17 protein-coding genes are annotated in these 21,520 nt (G+C 42.9%); 16 read left to right on the top strand and 1 reads right to left on the bottom strand.

Translation table 11 applies throughout. From position 1 onward, the window contains the following. Window positions 1-10 precede the first annotated feature (10 nt). The 16 genes from GUY17_RS10890 to GUY17_RS10815 all read left to right on the top strand — a co-directional run bounded on the left by GUY17_RS10890 (window position 11) and on the right by GUY17_RS10815 (window position 19,977). The gene (locus GUY17_RS10890) at window positions 11-1,135 is read left to right on the top strand and encodes an NADH:flavin oxidoreductase (RefSeq protein WP_162023164.1); all 1,125 of its coding nucleotides are present in this window, start codon (window positions 11-13) and stop codon (window positions 1,133-1,135) included. A gap of 90 nt (window positions 1,136-1,225) precedes the next feature. Next, the gene (locus GUY17_RS10885; RefSeq protein ID WP_162023163.1) at window positions 1,226-2,437 is read left to right on the top strand and encodes an acyl-CoA dehydrogenase family protein; all 1,212 of its coding nucleotides are present in this window, start codon (window positions 1,226-1,228) and stop codon (window positions 2,435-2,437) included. A 198-nt stretch (window positions 2,438-2,635) separates the two neighbouring features. Then, entirely contained in the window at window positions 2,636-3,670 is a 1,035-nt protein-coding gene (locus tag GUY17_RS10880; protein WP_162023162.1) for a phosphotransferase family protein, read from the top strand. 189 nt (window positions 3,671-3,859) lie between these two features. Beyond that, entirely contained in the window at window positions 3,860-4,621 is a 762-nt protein-coding gene (locus GUY17_RS10875) for an SDR family NAD(P)-dependent oxidoreductase (RefSeq protein ID WP_101087176.1), read from the top strand. 103 nt (window positions 4,622-4,724) lie between these two features. Further along, entirely contained in the window at window positions 4,725-6,530 is a 1,806-nt protein-coding gene (locus GUY17_RS10870) for an acyl-CoA dehydrogenase (RefSeq protein ID WP_162023161.1), read from the top strand. Between the two features lie 385 nt (window positions 6,531-6,915). Beyond that, window positions 6,916-7,377, top strand: a complete 462-nt coding sequence (locus GUY17_RS10865; protein WP_059743536.1) for a MaoC family dehydratase — start codon at window positions 6,916-6,918, stop codon at window positions 7,375-7,377. Window positions 7,378-7,452: 75 nt separating this feature from the next. Beyond that, a complete protein-coding gene (locus GUY17_RS10860) occupies window positions 7,453-8,373 on the top strand; it encodes an SDR family NAD(P)-dependent oxidoreductase (RefSeq protein ID WP_162023160.1) in 921 nt (306 codons plus the stop codon). Between the two features lie 121 nt (window positions 8,374-8,494). Beyond that, complete coding sequence (locus GUY17_RS10855) at window positions 8,495-9,676, top strand: acetyl-CoA C-acyltransferase (RefSeq protein ID WP_162023159.1); 1,182 nt, start codon at window positions 8,495-8,497, stop codon at window positions 9,674-9,676. Window positions 9,677-9,765: 89 nt separating this feature from the next. Then, window positions 9,766-11,436, top strand: a complete 1,671-nt coding sequence (locus GUY17_RS10850; RefSeq protein ID WP_101087180.1) for an AMP-binding protein — start codon at window positions 9,766-9,768, stop codon at window positions 11,434-11,436. Window positions 11,437-11,490: 54 nt separating this feature from the next. Beyond that, window positions 11,491-12,555 carry a patatin-like phospholipase family protein gene (locus GUY17_RS10845; protein WP_162023158.1) on the top strand — a complete coding sequence of 355 codons (1,065 nt, stop codon included), beginning with the start codon at window positions 11,491-11,493 and terminating at the stop codon, window positions 12,553-12,555. 84 nt (window positions 12,556-12,639) lie between these two features. Beyond that, complete coding sequence (locus tag GUY17_RS10840) at window positions 12,640-13,638, top strand: NADP-dependent oxidoreductase (RefSeq protein ID WP_162023157.1); 999 nt, start codon at window positions 12,640-12,642, stop codon at window positions 13,636-13,638. A gap of 213 nt (window positions 13,639-13,851) precedes the next feature. After that, window positions 13,852-15,966: a molybdopterin-dependent oxidoreductase gene (locus GUY17_RS10835; RefSeq protein WP_162023156.1), complete on the top strand. Its 2,115-nt coding sequence runs from the start codon at window positions 13,852-13,854 to the stop codon at window positions 15,964-15,966. Between the two features lie 74 nt (window positions 15,967-16,040). Continuing rightward, on the top strand, window positions 16,041-16,874 hold the full coding sequence (locus GUY17_RS10830; RefSeq protein WP_101087184.1) for a MoxR family ATPase: 834 nt from the start codon (window positions 16,041-16,043) through the stop codon (window positions 16,872-16,874). 6 nt (window positions 16,875-16,880) lie between these two features. After that, a complete protein-coding gene (locus GUY17_RS10825; protein WP_162023155.1) occupies window positions 16,881-18,053 on the top strand; it encodes a VWA domain-containing protein in 1,173 nt (390 codons plus the stop codon). Window positions 18,054-18,195: 142 nt separating this feature from the next. Further along, window positions 18,196-19,104: a haloalkane dehalogenase gene (locus GUY17_RS10820; protein ID WP_162023154.1), complete on the top strand. Its 909-nt coding sequence runs from the start codon at window positions 18,196-18,198 to the stop codon at window positions 19,102-19,104. Window positions 19,105-19,206: 102 nt separating this feature from the next. Then, window positions 19,207-19,977, top strand: a complete 771-nt coding sequence (locus GUY17_RS10815; RefSeq protein WP_254439808.1) for an SGNH/GDSL hydrolase family protein — start codon at window positions 19,207-19,209, stop codon at window positions 19,975-19,977. Between the two features lie 680 nt (window positions 19,978-20,657). On the opposite strand, the gene GUY17_RS10810 is transcribed toward GUY17_RS10815, so the two are convergent. After that, window positions 20,658-20,996 carry a cytosolic protein gene (locus GUY17_RS10810; RefSeq protein WP_123777506.1) on the bottom strand — a complete coding sequence of 113 codons (339 nt, stop codon included), beginning with the start codon at window positions 20,994-20,996 and terminating at the stop codon, window positions 20,658-20,660. Between the last annotated feature and the right edge of the window lie 524 nt (window positions 20,997-21,520).

Here is a 21,520-nt window from a genome sequence, read left to right as displayed (position 1 = left end):
GGAAATACTCATGAACAGCGATAAAAACACCAGTATCGATAAGTTATTTGAATCATTCAGCACTAAATCGTTGTCATTGAAAAATAAAACCGTCATGGCGCCGATGACCCGTGCGTTTTCACCTAATTATGTCCCTAATAAAGATGTTGCAGCATATTACCGCAGACGTGCTGAAGGTGATGTGGGATTGATTATCACCGAAGGGACGTTTATTTCTCATAAAGCGGCCAACGGTTATGAAAATGTACCTGCAATTTATGGCGAAGCAGCATTAGCAGGTTGGAAACACGTAGTGGATGAAGTGCATGCGGCAGGTGGAAAAATTGCCCCACAGCTTTGGCATGTAGGTTCAGTGAGAAAACCTGGAATTGGACCAGATAAAGAAGCACCAGCCTATAGCCCATCAGGTTTATATAAACCCGGTGCAAAAAATGGCGTTGCGATGACCCAAGATGATATCGATGAAGTGGTTGCCTCATTTGCACAAGCCGCATTAGATGCCAAAAACATTGGCTTTGATGCCATTGAAGTACACGGCGCGCACGGTTACTTAGTGGATCAGTTCTTTTGGGAAGGCACTAACCAACGTGATGACCAATACGGTGGTCCGTTAGAAAATCGAACTCGCTTTGGCGTTGAAATTGTTAAAGCCATTCGCGCCGCAGTGGGTGAGGCGTTTACGATTATCTTCCGCTTTTCACAGTGGAAACAACAAGATTACAGTGCAAAACTGTGTCAAACCCCTACAGAGTTAGCCACCTTTTTAGGTTTGCTAAGCGATGCTGGCGTCGATATTTTTCATGCCAGTACCCGCCGATTCTGGGTACCCGAGTTTGAAGGTTCAGATCTTAACTTAGCAGGTTGGACCAAAAAGCTCACTAATAAGCCCGTCATTACCGTTGGCAATGTAGGGTTAGACGCTGACTTTATTGGTGAAGGCAATGCCGATTTATCTGGCACGTCTAATCCAACTGGCATTGATGAGTTATTAGTGCGTTTAAATAATGACGAATTTGATTTAGTCGCAGTTGGCCGAGCCTTGTTAGTCGATCCGCAGTGGGTCAATAAAATTAAACACAAAGCCATCGCGGAGATTAAACCGTTTAACAAAAAATCATTAACGTCACTCAGTTAACGTTTGCTGATCTGCTTGAGTCTTAATTGAAATATTAAGCCTCACTCTAGCACTGCTATTACACCGTAATGACCAATAGAAGGGTAGAACATGAATTTTGAATACAGTGAAAAAGTTCAAGCATTAATCAAACGTGTAACCGATTTTATGGATTTGAACGTGTTTCCGGTTGAAGACGAAATGCACCGACAGGTAGAGCTTGATCCTTGGTCAACGCCTCCGTTAATGGAAGAATTAAAAGCCAAAGCGAAAGCAGAAGGATTGTGGAATTTATTTCTGCCTGTGGCGTACGGCAAATACAGTGCAGGATTGACCAATTTAGAATATGCACCACTGGCTGAAATTATGGGCAAAGTGATGTGGGCATCTGAAGTGTTTAACTGTGCGGCACCCGATACCGGCAATATGGAAGTATTGGCTAAATACGGTAATGATGCACAGAAAAAACAATGGCTAGAGCCATTGCTGGAAGGCAAAATTCGATCAGCATTTGCGATGACAGAACCTGAGGTGGCCTCAAGTGATGCGACTAATATTGAGTTAAGCATTGAACGTGATGGTGACGAGTATGTCATTAATGGCCGCAAGTTTTACATCAGTGGCGCGTGTCGTAAGCAATGCGAAATTATGATTGTGATGGGCAAAACAGACTCAACCAACAGCAATCGTTACATTCAACAATCACAAGTGCTTGTGCCAATGAACACGCCTGGCGTGACGTTAGTGCGGCCAATGAAAGTGTTTGGTTATAACGACGCTCCCGAAGGTCACGGCGAAGTGACGTTTACCAATGTCCGCGTACCGGTTGAAAATATTATTGTTGCTGAAGGCAAAGGTTTTGAAATTGCCCAAGGCCGCCTTGGCCCTGGACGTATTCATCACTGCATGCGTTCAGTTGGTATCGCTCAGCGCGCATTAGATTTAATGTGTAAACGCGTTGGAGAACGTATTGTGTTTGGTCAACCGATGATCAAGCAACAGTCGGTTCGTGAAGACATTGCTAAATCTGCCTGCCAGATTGAACAAGCTCGCTTAATGACCTTAAAAGCGGCGCAAAAAATGGATACCGACGGCAATAAAGCCGCCAAAGAACTGATTGCAATGATCAAAATTGTCGCGCCGAATATGTCACTTGATGTGATTGACCGTGCTATTCAATGCCATGGTGCTGTGGGTGTGAGTCAAGACACCTTCTTAGCACACGCATGGGCTGGACAACGTACTTTGCGTTTAGCCGATGGTCCAGACCAAGTGCATATGATGCAGTTAGGCCGTGATTTAGTGAAAAAGATTGCAGAGTAATTCGATACGTTGCAGACATTGAGCAACAGATTGAAACGCATTACTGCGTTTCAATCTGAATGCCGTGTCACCAATCAGATGGCAATCATTGAGTCAGAAAATTGGATCGTAAACACTGATTCAAGCTGACTAATTTTAATAACTGCGATTCAATGACTGCAATCTAATGACTAAGAATAACAACAAGAGTATTGCTAAATGCCCCAAGTATTATCAATTAATAATCAACAGCTGACTGCTTACTTAGAAAATCAAGTTGAGGGTTTTGAAGGCCCGATTACCTTAGAAAAGTTTGCCGGCGGTCAGTCTAATCCAACGTTTAAAGTCACCGCAAAATCGGGTGTGTATGTGTTACGCCGTCAACCTTCAGGCAAGTTATTAAAGTCTGCTCATGCGGTTGACCGAGAGTATCGGGTTCTTAATGCATTAAAAGACAGCGAAGTTCCGGTCGCAAAAGTATTCCATCTGTGTGAAGACATCTCTGTTATCGGTTCGATGTTTTACTTAATGGAATATTGCGATGGCACCGTTTATTGGAGCGCATCGTTAGCTGAGATTGGCACCAATGAGCGCCGCTCAGCCATGTATAACGAAATGAACCGAGTATTAGCTGCATTGCACAGTGTTGATGTGAATGCGGTTGGCTTAACTGATTATGGTAAAGCAGGAAATTATTTTGAGCGTCAATTAACTCGCTGGACATCACAGTATCGGTTGACCGAGCTAAAAAAAATACCCGCGATGGACCAGCTAAGCCAGTGGCTTGAAGATAATTTACCCGAAGATGATGGCCGAGTGTGTTTAGTCCATGGCGACTTTAGATTAGACAACATGATGTTTGCCAAAGATGAGCCACAGGTTATTGCGTTGCTCGACTGGGAATTATCGACATTAGGTCATCCATATGCCGACCTTGCTTATCAATGCATGCAATTACGTATGCCAGCAGGAATGGGCAGTATTGACGGTTTAAAAGACGTCGACCGTGGCAGCTTAGGCATTCCGACTGAACAAGAATATGTCGATTTATATTGCCACCGCATGGGCATTGAACGGATTGAAAACTGGGTGTTTTATCTTGCGTTTAGTTTCTTTCGTTTAGCGGCGATTGCCCAAGGAGTGGCAAAACGCGCTGCAGAAGGCAATGCATCAAATGAACATGCTAATAAAGTGGGATCGTTCGTTGAACCGCTGGCACAAATGGCGTTGCAGGTTGTCGCACAAGAGAAATAATAGCGTTCTATCAACGACATCTACCGTGATAAAGCGACGTTAACACTCATTTTAATCTTTAATCTTTAATACTTAATACTTAATACTTAATACTTAATACTTAAGATTTCAGCTAAAAACAAATGATAAAAAATTGATAAACAGACACTCAATATAACAATAAGACCATCAATTACAGGAGTTACTCGCATGGATCCATTATTAGACTTTACGGGCAAAGTCGCCGTTATTACGGGCGCAGCACAAGGTTTTGGTAAATTATTGGCCGAAGAGTTAGCCAAACGTGGCGCTAAGTTAGTCATCAGTGACATTAACGAAGCTGGCGTGCATCAAGTGGCAGATGCTATTGCCGCGACCGGTGCTGAAGTGGTCGCAATGAAATGCGATGTGTCCAAAAATGAATCTTGTAAAGCGATGGTCGATACCGCGATTGAATATTTTGGTCGAGTGGATATTGGCGTTAATAATGCCGGTATCGCGCACGAGTTTATGCCGCTGCATCACATTGACGAGTCCATTATGGACAGCCAATTTGCTGTCAACGTCAAAGGTGTGCAATTTGGCATGCGTCATCAAATACAACAAATGCTTAAACAAGGCGAGGGCGCCATTCTCAATGTCAGTTCAATGGCCGGTTTAGGTGGCGCTGCTCGAGGCAGTGCTTATTCTATGGCAAAACATGCTGTTATTGGTTTAACCAAGACGGGTGCAGTTGAATACGGCCGCGAGAATATTCGTATTAATGCAATATGCCCATTCTTTACCCTAACGCCGATGGTGACCAACTTTGCTGACGAAGAAAAGCAAAAGAAAATGGCCCGTGGCGCGCCAATGAATCGTTTAGGTGAGCCAAAAGAAATCGTCGCGGTGATGTTAATGATGTTATCACCCGCCAACACCTATATGACAGGACAATGCATTGCGGTTGATGGCGGCGTGTCAGCGTTTTAAGCCTCAGTGGACAGTCAGCAAATATTTGTCACTATCCATTTAACAATACATTGTGAGCAGATGTCATGACATCTGCTCAGTAACAAGATAAGAAGAGACTATTATGCCTGCAACGTTAATGAATGAACGCGATCTTGAATTTATGCTTTACGAACTGTTTGACAGTGAAGCGTTAACGAGCCGAGCGCGCTATCAAGATCACGATCGCCAGACCTTCAATGAAGTCGTCACCACGGCTAAAGCGATCGCAGAAAAATACTTTCTTCCTATCCGTCAAAAACTTGATACTCATCAACCAACATTTGATGGTAAAAAAGTGCATATCATCCCAGAGCTTAAAACCGCGATAGATGCGGTTAATGAGTCTGGTATTGGTGCTGCAACAGCTGATTATGATTTGGGTGGTATGCAATTACCGCCGATTATCGCCAGTGCAGCAGCCTCATTTTTGAGTGTGGCTGGCGGTGTGGGTATGGGTTACAACATGTTAACCACAGCCAACGCCAACTTGTTGCAAGCACATGGCAGTCAAGAACTGATTAACACTTGGGTTAAACCCATGCGTGAAGGCCGTTTTATGGGCACCATGGCCATGACGGAACCGGGCAGTGGCTCAGCGTTAGGCGACTTAATTACCAAAGCGGTAAAATCGGACGACGGTACTTATCGCATTACTGGCAATAAAATTTATATCTCAGGCGGCGACCATGATTTAAGCGAGAATATCGTTCATTTGGTGTTAGCACGAATTCAAGGCGCACCAAAAGGTGTTAAAGGTATTTCGTTATTTGTGGTACCTAAGTTTTTGCTTAATGAAGATGGTTCCGTCGGTGAAGACAATGAAGTGGCTCTCGCTGGGCTATTTCATAAAATGGGTGGCCGCGCGCAAACGTCTACTGCACTGAGTTTTGGTGAGAAAAATGGTTCAATTGGTTATTTAGTCGGTGAAGAACATTGCGGTTTAAAGTACATGTTCCACATGATGAATGAAGCTCGCATTATGGTGGGTACTAGTGGTGCGGTATTGGCTGTGGCCGGTTATCAATATTCAGTCGATTACGCTAAAAACCGTCCGCAGGGTCGACTACCCTCGTGTAAAGACCCGCAATCCCCAATGGTCAACATCATTGAACATGCTGACGTAAAGCGCATGTTATTAGCACAAAAAGCTTATGCCGAAGGGGCAATGGCGTTAGTGTTGTATGGGACTCAATTAAGCGATGATGAGCGTACTGCAGACACCGTTGAACAACGTGAACATGCCCATACCTTGTTAGACTTTTTAACCCCAATCATTAAAACCTGGCCATCTGAATATGGCCCTAAAGCTAACTCTTATGCTATTCAAGTCATGGGCGGGCATGGTTACATCAATGAGCATCCAGTTGAGATGTTCTATCGTGATAACCGTTTAAATCCGATTCATGAAGGCACCACGGGAATACAATCGTTAGATTTGATTACCCGTAAAGTGCCGATGAATAAGATGCAGGGTTATAAAGCTACCCTGCATGAAATTGCCCAAACCATTGAGCAAGCCAAACAATACGACAGCTTGAGCGAATATACCCAGAAGCTAAGCGAAGCGGTAGAGACATTAACGCTGACAACTGAAGCGGTGCTCAACGGCATGGCGACGAAGAACATCGACTTAGCCTTAGCCAACTCAGTTAAGTATTTAGAGTTGTTTGGCCATGTGATTATTGCGTGGTTATGGCTTAAACAAAGTATGGTTGCTACCAAAGCCTTAGCACAGCAACCGCATCAAGCTGATGAGTTTTTCTATAAAGGTAAGTTACAGGCATCGCAGTATTTCTATCGCTTTGAATTACCCAAAATTGCGGTGTGGTCATCTCTGTTGATGAGTACTGACAGTACCAGTTTTGACATGCAAGCCGACTGGTTTTAACCTAAATTGAATGATGTCCAAGTTGGTCATAGTCATCATAGGTTATCACTGACTGAGCTGAGTTATTTATAGGTAGGTCGATTCCCTAGATGAGTATTACCAGTCAGACTTTGCCTATAGTTGGATTTTGATTCGCGAGGTAATTTCTCAATTCTAGCTAGTATAAATCCTTTATTATTAACGCATTACTCATTAATTGGGTAATGCGTTTTTGTTATAATCTCCCTGACGTATTACTTCCTTTCAACACGCTAGACTATTCATATTGCGAATGTCTTGGTATTAAAACTATTCATTTGTTTAATGTGTCCACCCCAACTAGCATGAGATATCGCTTAAATTTCATTCATGGACAGTACCTGAACGTACAAGAGGAAAGGGAACAATGCCGACAGTCATCAATCGTAACGACATCACAAACTATATTGGCTTCCAAGCCGAGCCAACAAGCTGGTATCAAATCACTCAAGATCAGATTAATCAGTTTGCGGATTGCACACTGGATCATCAGTTTATTCACGTAGATGAAGAAAAAGCCAAAGCCACGCCTTTTGGCTCGACCATTGCCCATGGCTTCCTGTCACTTTCCATGCTGTCACATTTTGCTGAAGAATTTAGTGTCATCATTGACGGTTTTTATATGGGCTTGAATGCCGGTTTCGATAAAGTGAGATTTTTACAGCCGGTTACCGTGAACAGTCGCATTAGAGCACACGCTAAAACTCTTTCAATTGAAGAAAAGAAACCAGGGCAGTTCCGTTTATCAACCGAAGTGACCATTGAAATTGAAGGTGTTGATACTCCGGCATTAGTGGCTGAGTGGATTTCTGTGCAAATGGTTAAGTAGATTTCTATCATTTGTCACCTTCACATGAACATAAAACAACAATAAAAAATCAAAAAAAACCGTTAAGGAAACATTATGACGATCAGTTTTGCAGGACAAGTAGCCATAGTCACAGGTGCCGGTAATGGTTTAGGTCGCTCTCATGCGTTGGAACTCGCCAGACGTGGTGCTAAAGTGGTGGTAAATGATTTAGGTGGCGCACGTGATGGAAGCGGCGCATCTTCTGCAGCATCGCAAGATGTGGTTCGTTTAATCGAAGAAATGGGCGGTGAAGCCATTAGTCATGGTGCAAACGTCGCTAATTTTGACGAAGTGCAAGACATGGTGCAACAAACCATGGACAAGTGGGGCCGCGTTGATATTTTAATCAATAATGCCGGAATTTTGCGCGATAAGTCGTTTTCTAAAATGACCTTAGATGACTTTAAGTTAGTCATGGATGTCCACGTGATGGGCTCGGTTAACTGCACCAAAGCAGTGTGGGAAATAATGAAACAGCAAAATTATGGTCGTATTGTGATGACCACATCGTCAAGCGGCATGTACGGTAATTTTGGTCAGTCTAATTATGGCGCAGCCAAAATGGCAGTGCTTGGGTTAATGAATACCTTAGTGCTTGAAGGTGCAAAAAATAATATCCACATCAATGCGCTAGCTCCCACTGCGGGGACGCGTATGACTGAAGATTTAATGCCTGAAGAAATCGTTAAAGCCTTCGCGCCAGAAGCGGTAACTGCGGGGATGTTGACCTTGTGTGATGAACACGCGCCAAACCGCTTTATTTTATGTGCCGGAGCGGGTGGTTATTCAAGTGCCAGTATCTTTGAAACAGAAGGTTGTTTTATCCCTAAAGCATCACAAACCCCAGAAACGGTGCGTGACAACTGGGAGAAACTCACTGCGCAAGATAATCAAAAAGCGTTGAAATCTGGTACTCAACAAGGCGAGAAGTTTGTGATCAAGGCGATGGCATTTATGAAATCGCAGCAACAGTAAATGATTCTAATGTAGGTTGAGCTGTTTCGTTAACTGTTCTTGTGATTATGACTAATACTTAGCTCAACCTCAAAACCTGATTAAATACATGTCTTAGAAGACATATAAACAAGGAATTATTATGAGAGAAGCCGTCATTGTATCTGTAGCGAGAACCCCCATTGGTAAGGCGTACCGCGGTGCGTTTAATGATTTATCTGCTCCAACATTAGCTGCAGTTGCTGTTAATGCAGCCGTTGAGCGTGCGGGTATTGACCCGAATGAAATTGAAGATTGTATTTTTGGTGCTGCACTAACCCAAGGTAACCAGGGGATGAACTTTGGTCGTCAAGTGGCAATGGCGGCAAAACTGCCTGTGTCTGTGCCAGGTATGACTGTCGACCGTCAATGTTCATCAGGGTTAATGTCTATTGCTATCGCTGCCAACTATATTGTTTGTGATGGCGCCAACGTGGTAGTTGCTGGCGGTTGTGACTCAATCAGCTTGGTTCAAAATGATAAAATGAACATGCACCGAGCGGTCGACCCAAGTGTTAAAGCTTATCGTCCAGCGATTTATATGCCGATGCTTGATACCGCCGAAGTGGTTGCTAATCGTTATGGCATCTCGCGTGAAGCACAAGATGCTTATGCATTAATCTCGCAACAACGCACTGCTGATGCACAAGCTGCAGGTAAATTTGATGACGAAATTGTGCCAGTTACGTGTACAAAATTGGTGATGGATAAAGCCAGCAATGATATCACTAAAGAACAAGTCACCTTAACTCAAGATGAAGGTAACCGTCCTTCAACCAATATTGAAGGCTTAGCGGGTTTAAAAGCGGTAAAAGATAACGGCTCAATTACTGGCGGTAACGCATCGCAACTGTCTGACGGTGCTGCCGCTGTTGTGGTAATGGAACGAGAACTCGCTGAGCAACGCGGTCTTAAGCCGTTAGGTGTTTACCGAGGCATGGTGGTTGTAGGTTGTGAGCCAGATGAAATGGGCATAGGTCCAATTTTTGCTATTCCTAAGTTGCTTGAACGTCATAGTTTGAATATTGATGACATTGGTTTGTGGGAAATCAATGAAGCGTTTGCGGTTCAGGTCATTTACTGTGCCGAAAAATTGGGCATTCCATATGATCGTTTAAACGTCGACGGGGGCGCAATTTCTATTGGTCATCCTTATGGCATGAGCGGTACTCGTATGGTGATGCACGCGTTAATTGAAGGTAAACGTCGTGGTGTTAAATACGTCGTGATCAGCATGTGTATTGGTGGCGGTCAAGGTGCTGCAGGTTTATTTGAAGTGTTGTAAAGCTGGGTGTAGGTTAAAAATAACAATAATAATCACAGCAGCCGGTAATGTAGGCTGCTGATAATTTTGTAATAATTGGGGACAGTATTATGGAAAGGATTTGGTTAGAAAAGAGTTATCCGCCTGGGGTTGAGTTTGAAATCGATCCAGATAAATACAACTCATTGGCAGATTTGTTTTTAAAATATACCAAGTTATATGCCACGAATACGGCATTTATCAACATGGATGTTAGCATTACTTATACGCAGCTTGCCCAGCAAGCTACTGACTTTGCAACCTATTTACAGCAAGACTTAGGTTTAGTGAAAGGCGATAAGTTTGCCATCATGATCCCCAATACACTGCAATATCCGATCGCATTATTTGGTGCACTTATTGCGGGATTAACCGTAGTGAATGTCAATCCACTCTATACCGCCCGTGAGTTAGAACATCAATTAAAAGACTCAGGCACGAAAGGCATATTAATTTTAGAAAACTTTGCTCATGTATTGCAGGCAGTCATTGATAAAACCGATGTTAAACATGTTATCACCACTGGTGTGGGTGACCGATTAGGCCTGATTAAAGGCGCATTAGTTAACGGCGCGATTAAGCACGTGAAGAAATTGGTGCCAGCGTTCGATTTACCTAATGCGGTTAAATTTAATGACGCCATGGCAAAAGGCAGTAAAAAAACCTTTATACCGGTTGACGTTATCGGTTCTGACTTAGCCTTTTTGCAATACACTGGCGGCACTACAGGCCCTTCAAAAGGTGCCATGCTGACTCACCGTAATATGGTTGCCAACCTTGAACAGTCCAATGCGGTTACCAAAAACGTCTATGAAATTGGTAAAGAGCTGATTATTACCGCATTACCGCTTTATCACATCTACGCGTTAACCTCCAACTGCCTAGCCTTTTTACCTTTTGGCGGCACCAACTTATTAATCACCAATCCAAGAGACATGGCCGGCTTTGTCAAAGAACTGGCGAAATATCGCTTTACTGTTATTACAGGTGTAAACACCTTGTTTAACGGATTATTGAATACTCCAGGATTTGATCAACTCGATTTCAGTGCATTAAAGATGGGCTTTGGTGGCGGAATGTCAGTTCAGCGACCAGTTGCAGAACATTGGGAGCGAGTCACTAAAAGCCGTTTACTTGAAGGCTATGGTTTAACGGAATGTGCACCTTTAGTGACAATGAGCCCTTATAACCAAAAAAGCTATAATGGCTCGATTGGTTTACCGGCATCATCAACCGATATTCGTTTAGTCGGTGCTGATGGTGAAGATGTGGCATTAGGTGAACCGGGTGAGATGTGGGTTAAAGGCCCACAAGTGATGAAGGGATATTACAATCGCCAAAAAGCCACTGACGAAGTGTTAATCGATGGTTGGCTAGCCACCGGTGACATTGCCACCATGGACGAGAATGGTTTCTTTAAAATTGTGGATCGCAAAAAAGACATGATTAACGTGTCTGGTTTTAACGTGTTCCCTAACGAAATTGAAGAAGTAATTGTGTCGCACGAAGGGGTATTGGAAGCTGCCGCTGTGGGCGTGTCTTGCGACATTACTGGCGAGCGCGTCAAAGTGTACATTGTGCGTAAGGACCCAACATTAACAGAACAAGATATTTTTGATCACTGCAATAAAATGCTGACTAACTATAAACGCCCTAAAATCATTGAGTTTATGAATGAATTGCCTAAAAGCAATGTCGGTAAAGTATTGCGTAAAGATCTTCGTAATCAGTCACAAGCGTAAAATAACAAGAGCTGCTGTCGGCATGTATTGCGACAGTCCAATAATAAGAGTCATATGTTAGAAATATACGCTGGTGAAACGGCTTTAAAATCGATACAACAACAGGGTTTTTCTCCAGATTTATTCAGTTCTTTCCTTGGTGCAAGTGGTGGACCTAAATGGTTCACCTTGCTGGGGTTAGACAAATACCTTTTTGGGGAATTCTTTAAAGGCAGACAACAACCTTTAAACCTGATTGGTTCAAGTGCCGGTGCATTTCGCGCCGCGTGCTTTGCCCAAAATGACCCTGTCGCGGCGATAGAACGCTTAGCCAAAAATTACAGTGAAACCGTTTATTCTAATGACACTAAACCGCAACCGGATGAAATTACAGCTAAAGCAGTTGAATTACTCGATGAATTATTTGGTGATAGCGGTGCGGATGAGATTATCAATAACACAGTCTTTAAAGCCCATTTTATTGTGGCCAAATGTAAAGGGCTGGTCGCTTCAGAAAATAAACTGCTGCAAGGGGCTGGCTTATTTAACAGTTTTATTAGAAATACCATCAGCAGGCCACTGCTTAACAGTCAGTACGAACGCTACATCTTTCAACATCGCCAAAGCGATTTGGCGATTTATGATCCTGACAATATCGCCACAACGTCTATGGCATTAAGCCAGCGTAATATCAAAGCAGCGCTATTAGCGTCTGGCTCGATTCCTATGGTGATGCAAGGCATAAAAGACATTGCTGATTGCCCTCAAGGTATGTACCGAGATGGTGGAATTATTGACTATCATTTTGATTTTAATATTCAAAATGAAGGCTTAACTCTGTATCCACATTTCAGCTCGACATTAAAGCCGGGTTGGTTTGATAAAAACCTGTCTCGCAAAGTGCGTGTACAACACTACGACAAAACTGTGCTCCTATGTCCATCCGCTGAATTTGTCGCATCATTGCCGTTTAGCAAAATCCCCGACCGTGGTGATTTTGTCGAAATGAAACCGACGCAGCGCTTAGAGTATTGGCAGCAGGTGTTTGTGGAAAGTGAAAAGCTAGCCGAGCATTTTAAACATTTTTATCAACAGCAAAATATTCACAGCATTAAAAGTATTGAGCAGTTACTGGCTTAACGGCAATAAGATTTCATTTTTGGATATCAATTAAAAAGTCGTCATCACTATGTTGACGTTAACTCATTAAAAAAGGATTTGAACATGACCACATACAAAGCCATTAACTTAATCGCCCGTCCAGAGGGCGGCCCAGTCGGCCCTGAATTATTCGAAGTGGTCCAAAAAGACATGCCGAAAGTGGCACAAGGGCAATTTTTGGTAAAACAGAATCATATGTCACTGGATCCTGCCATGTTTGGTTGGATGAGCGCAGACACCGAAAGCTATATTCCACCAGTTGAGTTAGGTGATGTGATGCGCAGTTCTGGCATTGGTGAGATTGTTGAAAGCAATCACCCTGATTTTAACGTGGGCGACCGTGTAATGGGCATGATGGGCTGGCAAGAATACTTTTTAAGTAACGGTGCAGGGTTAAATAAAGTCACCGCGCCATTACCAGACGAAGCCATTTTATCAGTATTCGCCTTGCCTGGCTTAACTGCAACCCAAGGACTTTTTAACGTGGGTAAACCACAAAAAGGTGAAACTATTGTGGTTTCGGGTGCAGCAGGTTCTGTTGGCTCTATTGTGGGGCAGCTTGCTAAAGCAGACGGCCTAAGAGTAATTGGCGTTGTCGGCAGTGACGAAAAAGCAGATTGGATCGTAAATGAGCTTGGTTTTGATGGCGCAGTCAATTACAAAACCGATGATATTGTAGCAAAGCTTGCCGAGTTAACCCCTGATGGCGTTGATGTGTATTTTGAAAATACTGGCGGCCCAATTCAGCATCATGTGTTTGCCAGAATGAACGCCCATGGGCGTATTGTGGTATGCGGCATGATTGCGGATTACCCGAAAGCAGTGCCTGATTTAGGCCCTAATTGGATCCAAGTGATTAAAAAGCGCTTGATTATCCAAGGTTTCACCATGCCAGACCATTTCGGTGATGTGCCTGCATTACTTGAAAAATTAACCCCTTATGTGATGAAAGGGCAAATTAAGCATCGTGCCCACGTATTAAATGGACTCGAGTCTGCAATGACTGGCTTGAATTTGTTTTTTACTGGTAAAAACAAAGGCAAGTTAATCGTCAAACTGTAAGTGTTATGGCTATCAGCAATCGATAAACCTTAGTTATTAATGGGGCATAACGGAGCTTAGCAACCAGATAACCTCGCCAAATAAAGCCTAATAGCACAGTCAGCATTGTGTTATTAGGTGCGTTATTAGGTGTGTTATTAGCTGAGTTATTAGGTGAGTTAACGTTGGCAGTTCAGTTACATTCACATTCATTTTCCAAGTCAGGCGATATATATGAGCGACATAAAAACCCATTATAGAAATTGCAATATTTGTGAAGCCATGTGTGGCTTGGAAATAAAATATCAAGACAAACAAATTTTGTCGATCAAAGGCGATCAGCTCGATCCCTTTAGCCAAGGTTACAACTGCCCTAAAGCATTGGCGCTGGAAGATTTTTATACCGACAAAGATCGCTTAAAAACCCCAATCAAACGTACCGATTCAGGTTGGCAAGCCATTAGTTGGGATGACGCATTTAGTGAAATCACCGCTAAGTTTAAAAGTATTCAGCAGCAACATGGCAACAATGCTTTAGCGGTGTATTTAGGTAATCCTAACGCCCATAGCCTAGGCAATGCGTTAGTGCTTAAACCTTTTATGAAGTCATTAGGCACGGTCAATCGCTTTAGCTCAGCTTCGGCTGATCAATTACCCCATCATGTAGCGTCTAACTTTATGTTCGGTGCAGGTATGTTAATTCCGGTACCGGATATTGATAGAACTGACTTTATGTTGATCATTGGCGCTAATCCGGTGGTATCAAACGGCAGCATGATGACCGCGCCCAATGTGATAGGGCGAATGAAAGCGATTCAAAAGCGTGGTGGAAAAATTGTCGTAGTCGATCCGCGCAAAACCCGCACCGCTAACATTGCTGACCAGCACTTATTTATTCGACCTGAAAAAGATGCCCTGTTATTACTGGCATTAATTCACTGTGTGTTTGCCAATGATAAGGTCAATTTACGCCATTTAGAGAACATGGTTGAAGGATTGGACGATGTAGCTAAGCTTGCCAAAGGCTATTCGCCTGAAGCGCTAGCAGAGTTTGTGGGTATTGATGCCGCTAGTATTCGCACGCTTGCAGATGACATGACGGCGGCCGAATCTGCGGTCTGTTATAGCCGCATGGGCGCCTCGACTCAAACGTTCGGTGGCTTATGTTTATGGCTCACCAATGTACTCAATATTATTACTGGCAACTTTGACCGCGCCGGTGGGGCCATGTTTCCACAACCTGCGTTTGATTTATTACGTAATCATAAACGAGGCCATAAAAGCTCATTTGGTCAGCATCACACTCGTGTTCGTCAATTGCCATTCTTTAATGGCGAATTCCCGGTGGCAACCTTAGCAGAAGAAATACAAACCGAGGGTGAAGGGCAGATTAAAAGCCTCATTACCGTCGCGGGCAATCCTGTATTGTCAGCGCCCAGTGGTCATAAATTGGCACAAGCCTTTGCTGGGCTTGAATACATGGTGTCGGTAGATATCTATTTAAATGAAACTACCAAATACGCAGACATTATTTTACCGGGCACTACAGGAGTCGAGAACTCCCACTTTGATATTTTCTTTAATTCATTTTCGGTGCGAAACACGGTGAAATACTCAGCACCATTATTTGAAAAACTGCCAGAACAACGCAGCGATTGGCAAATTCTAAAAGAGATTTCAGCCAGAATGCTAAACCTGCCTGCCGATGACCCAATGCAAAAAGTCACCCCAGAGATGATACTGGACATGGAACTCAAAAATGGTCCGTATGGTGAACAAGGCATCAGCTTGCAAAAGTTAATAGACAATCCGCATGGTATCGACCTTGGCCCGTTAATGCCCTGTATTGAACAACGCATTAAAACCGCAGACGGTAAGGTTAATTTATTCCCACAAGTGTACCTTGATGACTTACCACGTTTAGATGCGATGATGACACCAACTGCACGCGACAAGGCTTATCCATTTGATTTAATCGGTCGCCGATTAGTGAAAAGTCATAACACCTGGACACAGAACTCCGAGCGGTTAACTAAGGGTAAAAATCCGTGTACTTTAGAAGTGCATTCTGAAGATGCTAAACAGCTTGGGATAACACAGGGGCAAATCGTGTCTGTTCGTTCAGCCGTTGGCCAAATTGAAATCGAAGTTGTTATTACTGACGATATTCAACAAGGTGTTGTGAGTATGCCGCAAGGGTGGGGCCATAATCAGCAAGGCACTAACATGTCAGTGGCCTCTGCGCAGCCAGGCGTGAGCATTAATGATTTAACGGATGCCGCTAGAGTTGATATGCTAACAGGAAATGCAGCATTCAATGGCACGCCGGTTGCCATTAACGTGGCTTAAAGCCAGATATATGCCCAAAAAAATACATGAAAAAGCTTTGCTACGGCAAAATGACATAAATGAAAAGGTTGACCATGTTTAAAAGTACACAGAACTACATTGCCTCAAACGAACTGACTTTAGCGGTAAATGCCGCCATAGCCTTAGAGAAACCGTTATTAATTAAGGGCGAACCGGGCACGGGTAAAACCCAGTTAGCAGAAGAACTTGCTCGTTCTCTTAATTGTAAACTGTATCAATGGCACATTAAGTCGACCACCAAGGCGCAACAAGGTTTATACGAATATGATGCTGTGTCCCGTCTACGTGACAGTCAGTTAGGTGATGCGCGTGTACACGACATCGGTAACTACATCGTTAAAGGTAAGCTATGGCATGCGTTTGAAGAAGAACAAAGACCGATATTGCTGATTGATGAAATTGATAAAGCGGACATCGAGTTTCCTAACGACTTGCTACAAGAACTCGATAAAATGGAGTTTTATGTGTACGAAACTCAACAGGTTATCAAAGCTAAACAACGTCCCATTATCATCATTACCTCTAACAACGAAAAAGAGCTACCAGATGCGTTTTTAAGACGGTGCTTTTTCCATTACATTAAATTTCCCACCAAAGATGAAATGGCAAAAATTATCGACGTGCATCATCCTAATGTTAAGCAAGACTTGTTACAGCAAGCATTAGAGGTGTTTTTCGATTTACGAGACGTCAACGGTATTAAGAAAAAACCATCTACATCTGAATTGATCGATTGGCTTAAATTATTAATATCGGATGATATTTCTCAAAGCACTTTGCTAAATAAACAATCAGACATCATTCCTTTGTTTGGCGCATTGCTTAAAAATGAACAAGACGTTTCATTGATTGAAAAGCTTGCTTTTATGAGCCGCAGAAACAGGTAGTGCATCGTGTTTATTGATTTTTTTCTGATCCTAAAAAAGCACAAAGTGCCTTGTAGCTTACGTGAGCTATTAGATTTGATTGCGTTACTAAAAGCTGGGGTGGTGTTTGCCGATGTGGAAGAGTTTTATAACCTTGCCAAAATTGTCATGGTTAAAGATGAAATCAACTACGACAAGTACGATAACGCCTTTGCTGAGTATTTTAAAGGCATCGAAAGTATTGATGTATTTGATAAAATTTTGCCCGAAGATTGGCTAAGAAAGGAGTTTGAAAAGCACCTTTCTCAAGAAGAAAAAGACAAGCTTAAATCTTTAGGCGGGCTTGAAGCATTAATGAAGGCGTTAAAAGAACGTCTAGAAGAACAGAAAAAACGTCATGCAGGCGGCAATAAATGGGTTGGCACAGGCGGCACATCTCCGTTTGGCGCTTATGGCTATAACCCTGAAGGGATTAGAGTCGGCCAAGATAAAAACCGTAATAACAGTGCCGTGAAAGTGTGGGATAAGCGCGAGTTTAAAAACTTCGACCAAGACCGTGAACTGGGTACTCGAAATATTAAATTGGCACTTAAAAAACTCAGAAAATTTGCCCGCACTGGGGCCAGTGAAAAACTGGATATTAATACCACTATCAGTTCAACCGCCAAGAACGGCGGAATGTTAGATGTTCACATGGAACCGGAACGTCACAATGCCGTTAAAGTGTTGATGTTTTTCGATATTGGCGGCTCGATGGATGATTATATTCATACATGTGAAGAGCTTTTTTCTGCGGCGCACAGTGAGTTTAAGCATTTAAAATTCTTTTATTTTCATAACTGTGTGTACGAAAATCTCTGGCAAGATAATAACCGCCGCTTTGATAAAGTGATTAATTTAGAAGAGATCATCAGAACATTTGGTGCCGATTATAAAGTCATTTTTGTCGGTGATGCGACCATGGGGCCTTACGAGATTATCGCTAAAGGCGGCAGTGTTGAACATTGGAATGAAAAGCCCGGCATTGAATACATGAATCGATTGCTGGGGCATTTCAATAAAGTGGCATGGCTTAATCCACAACCGGAAAATCGCTGGCCAATACATCATTCTATTTCCATTATTCAACAGTTGCTGAACAATAAAATGTATCCGTTAACGGTTGATGGAATAGGACGGGCGATTAAGGATCTGAGTTAATGTCAGTTCGTTGCGTGCAATAAACTGACGCCGTGACGTCAACATTCAAGGTTCAGTGACAGTCAGCAATGTGGCTTATTTAGCGCGAGGTTAAATTGCTCAGACAATATTGATACAAAACACAATAAGGAAGGGAATTAATATGGATTTTTTACGCACCGACGACAGTTGTTTCGCCAATTTACCTGATTACCATTTTACTGCGAATTACTTATCCGTTGATGACACTGAGGGTGGTGAACTGAGAGTCCATTATCTTGATGAAGGCCCTAAGGATGCCGCACCAATATTGTTATTACATGGTGAGCCGACCTGGAGCTTTTTGTACCGCAAAATGATCCCCATTCTTGTTAAAGCCGGTCATCGTGTTATTGCTCCTGATCTTATTGGTTTTGGTCGCTCAGATAAACCGACAAACCGTAACGATTATACTTATCAACGTCATGTCGATTGGATTAAATCACTGATGCTGCAACTTAATCTCACTAACATTACCTTGGTTTGTCAGGATTGGGGCGGATTAATTGGTTTACGTTTAGCCGCCGAAGAAAGCGAGCGATTTGCACAGGTTGTTTGTGCCAACACCATGTTACCCACTGGTGACCATGAGCCAGGTGAAGCATTTAAAAAATGGCGTCAGTTCTCACAAGACGTTGAGATATTCCCAACGGGCAACTTAATTAACAGCGCTTGTGTATCGACTTTACGTGCTGAGGTTATTGCTGCGTACGATGCGCCGTTTCCAGATGAGCGCTACAAAGAGGGCGCGCGTCAATTCCCGTTATTAGTGCCAATAACGCCTGACGATCCTGCTGCAGATAAAAACCGCGCCGCGTGGAAAGTATTGTGCCAATGGCAAAAGCCATTTTTAACCGCGTTTAGCGATTCAGATCCGATTACTGCGGGTGGTGATGCCTTGATGCAAAAACTCATTCCAGGAACAAAAGGGCAAAAGCACACCACTATCGTCGCTGCAGGGCACTTTTTGCAAGAGGACAAAGGCGAAATCTTAGCCGACGTTGTAGTCAACTTTATTGCTGATAATCGTTAAGGGTCTATTCAACATTAATGATTAAGCCGTGCTGAGTGACAATATTAGGATTCGTTTAATAGTGAATAAAGGATAACCATGCTGTATCAAGGAGTGTCACTCATGTTAGCCCCGTTGTTGGTGTTTCAGGGGCTTAAGGTTCGCCGCACTACGCCAAGATTACCGGAACCCGAGGGCGAGCGTGTCGGGCAAACTGGGCCCAATCCTGCGTTGAGTTTGCTTATTTTGGGCGACTCAGCCGCTGCCGGAGTGGGAGTTACAATTCAACAGCATGCATTATTGGGACAGGTTATTGAGCTATTAAGTCCTCAACTCGAGTTTAGTTATGGCTTATTTGCTAAAACAGGTTCGACAACATATACCACTTTACAAGCCTTACAACAGCAGATTGATAACGCACATCCCATACTCGGGCAAAAGCATTACGATGTCATCGTGACATCGTTAGGGGTGAATGACATTACCTCATCAATCAGTTGCGAGAAGTGGTTGCTGCAACAAAAAACGTTATTTGAACTGATTACAAAGCGATACAGGCCCAAATTGATATTGGTCACTGCGTTACCGCCTTTGGGGCTATTTCCTGCATTGCCTCATCCACTTCGTTGGAGTTTAGGCCAGCGAGCAAATCAATTTAATCGCCAATTACAGCAATTACTTATTAAATTAAATCAACAAGTCGACCAACCGACAAGTTTCAGATTAATTAAATTACCATTAGAAAACCCACAACCTGATATCACTATGCTGGAGTTTATGCGCCAAGTGATGGCTACCGATGGGTTTCACCCAGGAGCACCGATTTATAATGCATGGGCAAAGTTAGTGGTAGAGCAAATAGTTGGTGGTATTAAATCTGACGGTATTGAATAAAATAGGTATTTTCTCATGTGTTGCTGCCTATTATGAGTCGGATATATGGCCTGCGGCCACTAACGTCGTGACGGTTCACCCACACCAGACCAAGAGGAAACCAACGGCTGTTCCCTCTTTACTCTTTATAAAAGAATGGGCCCAGCCGCCCCGCAACATTTTCTCTATTTACAAAACAACAGCTGCGAAAAGGTCGCGAGGGAAGCTAATCAACCTTTTGGCCTCGTTTGAATCCTGCTTCGGTCCATCTTGTAATAAGGAGTGAAAATGCTAACGCTTCCGATGGGAATCTGATGTGAATGGATTCACGAATGTCGTGATGGCAAGGTCAATGATGTTCCCGACATCATAATGACATTCCCCATATCCATATGGGTCAGATGCCAAAGAACGACCTGTACCGCGAAAGCTAAGCTCACATCTGATAGGCAGGATGCCTGAATGCCTTGTAGCACATGGTCAATGATGTTCCCTACATCCTAATGACATTTCCAATATCCTTATCGGTCAGATGTGCGAGAAAGGCCATGTGAGCATCACGCATTCTTGTATAAAGAGTCTTCAACGTCCTCAAGTTCATAGTTAAACCCGTCCATTTTAAATTATGGCCGGCTGACTAATTTATGCCCCATTCCTTGCTAGGGATGCCAATTCGTCAATTTCAACTTACTGAATAATTTTCAGTCTATTCGGGTAATAAAGGTTTGCTCGTCATCCACAAAAGCTACAAAGCCGCCGTGATAGATAAATACCCGACCATGCCCCTCAACTAAGCAGGCAAGCTGTGGGTCCAAATCTTCTTCGTTACCCTGTCTTTGATATGTACCGATATCGGTGATTACGCCGCTGAGAGTAGGCAAATATCTATAAGTTCGCTTTGCCTGATCAACCAGATTCAATTCGCTGGCGGTAGAGAAGCAAGAGGGTATCGTACCTGCTTCTTCGATAAACATAGTTTTCAGTTCTTCAAAAGCTGTGATCACTAGCCAGTCGATGCCGTTAACATGATGGATAAACATTGAGTTTCTCGGTAATTCTGATGCGGAGATTTTAACATTATCAGGGGCAGAACATAGTAGAGATTTAGTAATTCTGTGCAATTTACGGTCATTCACTAGGCCACCTTGAAACACGTCTTTGCCCCAAAGTTTGTTTAAAATATGAACTTGTGGCCACATCATCCCAGACGAAAAATACTAAAAAGTCCATAATTTTCGATGGGGATCGTACTGCTTAACACTTCATCAGTATCTGGCTTATAAATATCGGATAAGTATCCTGTGTAAGCCATATTTCCCACCTTTATGTTGTGTGTACTGTATACAAAAACAGTTGTAATGGTTTTTTAGTGTTTTTTAAGTTAAATCGGCTAATAAGTAAACTAAAGTAGTACGATAAACAATTTGTATATTTTGTAATGCATTGAAATAAATGTGTTTTTATTTCCTGTTGAATATTGAGTCCACTTTTAACGCGCTACCTCGCTTTTATTTGTCAGTGGCGTTAAATAAAACTACTTTACATCAAGAAGATAGTAAATGTA

Source organism: Shewanella sp. Arc9-LZ, assembly GCF_010092445.1.
Classification (GTDB): Bacteria; Pseudomonadota; Gammaproteobacteria; order Enterobacterales; family Shewanellaceae; genus Shewanella.
The sequence above is the reverse complement of the archived record's forward strand: the minus strand, read 5'-3'. Positions and strand labels throughout refer to the sequence as shown.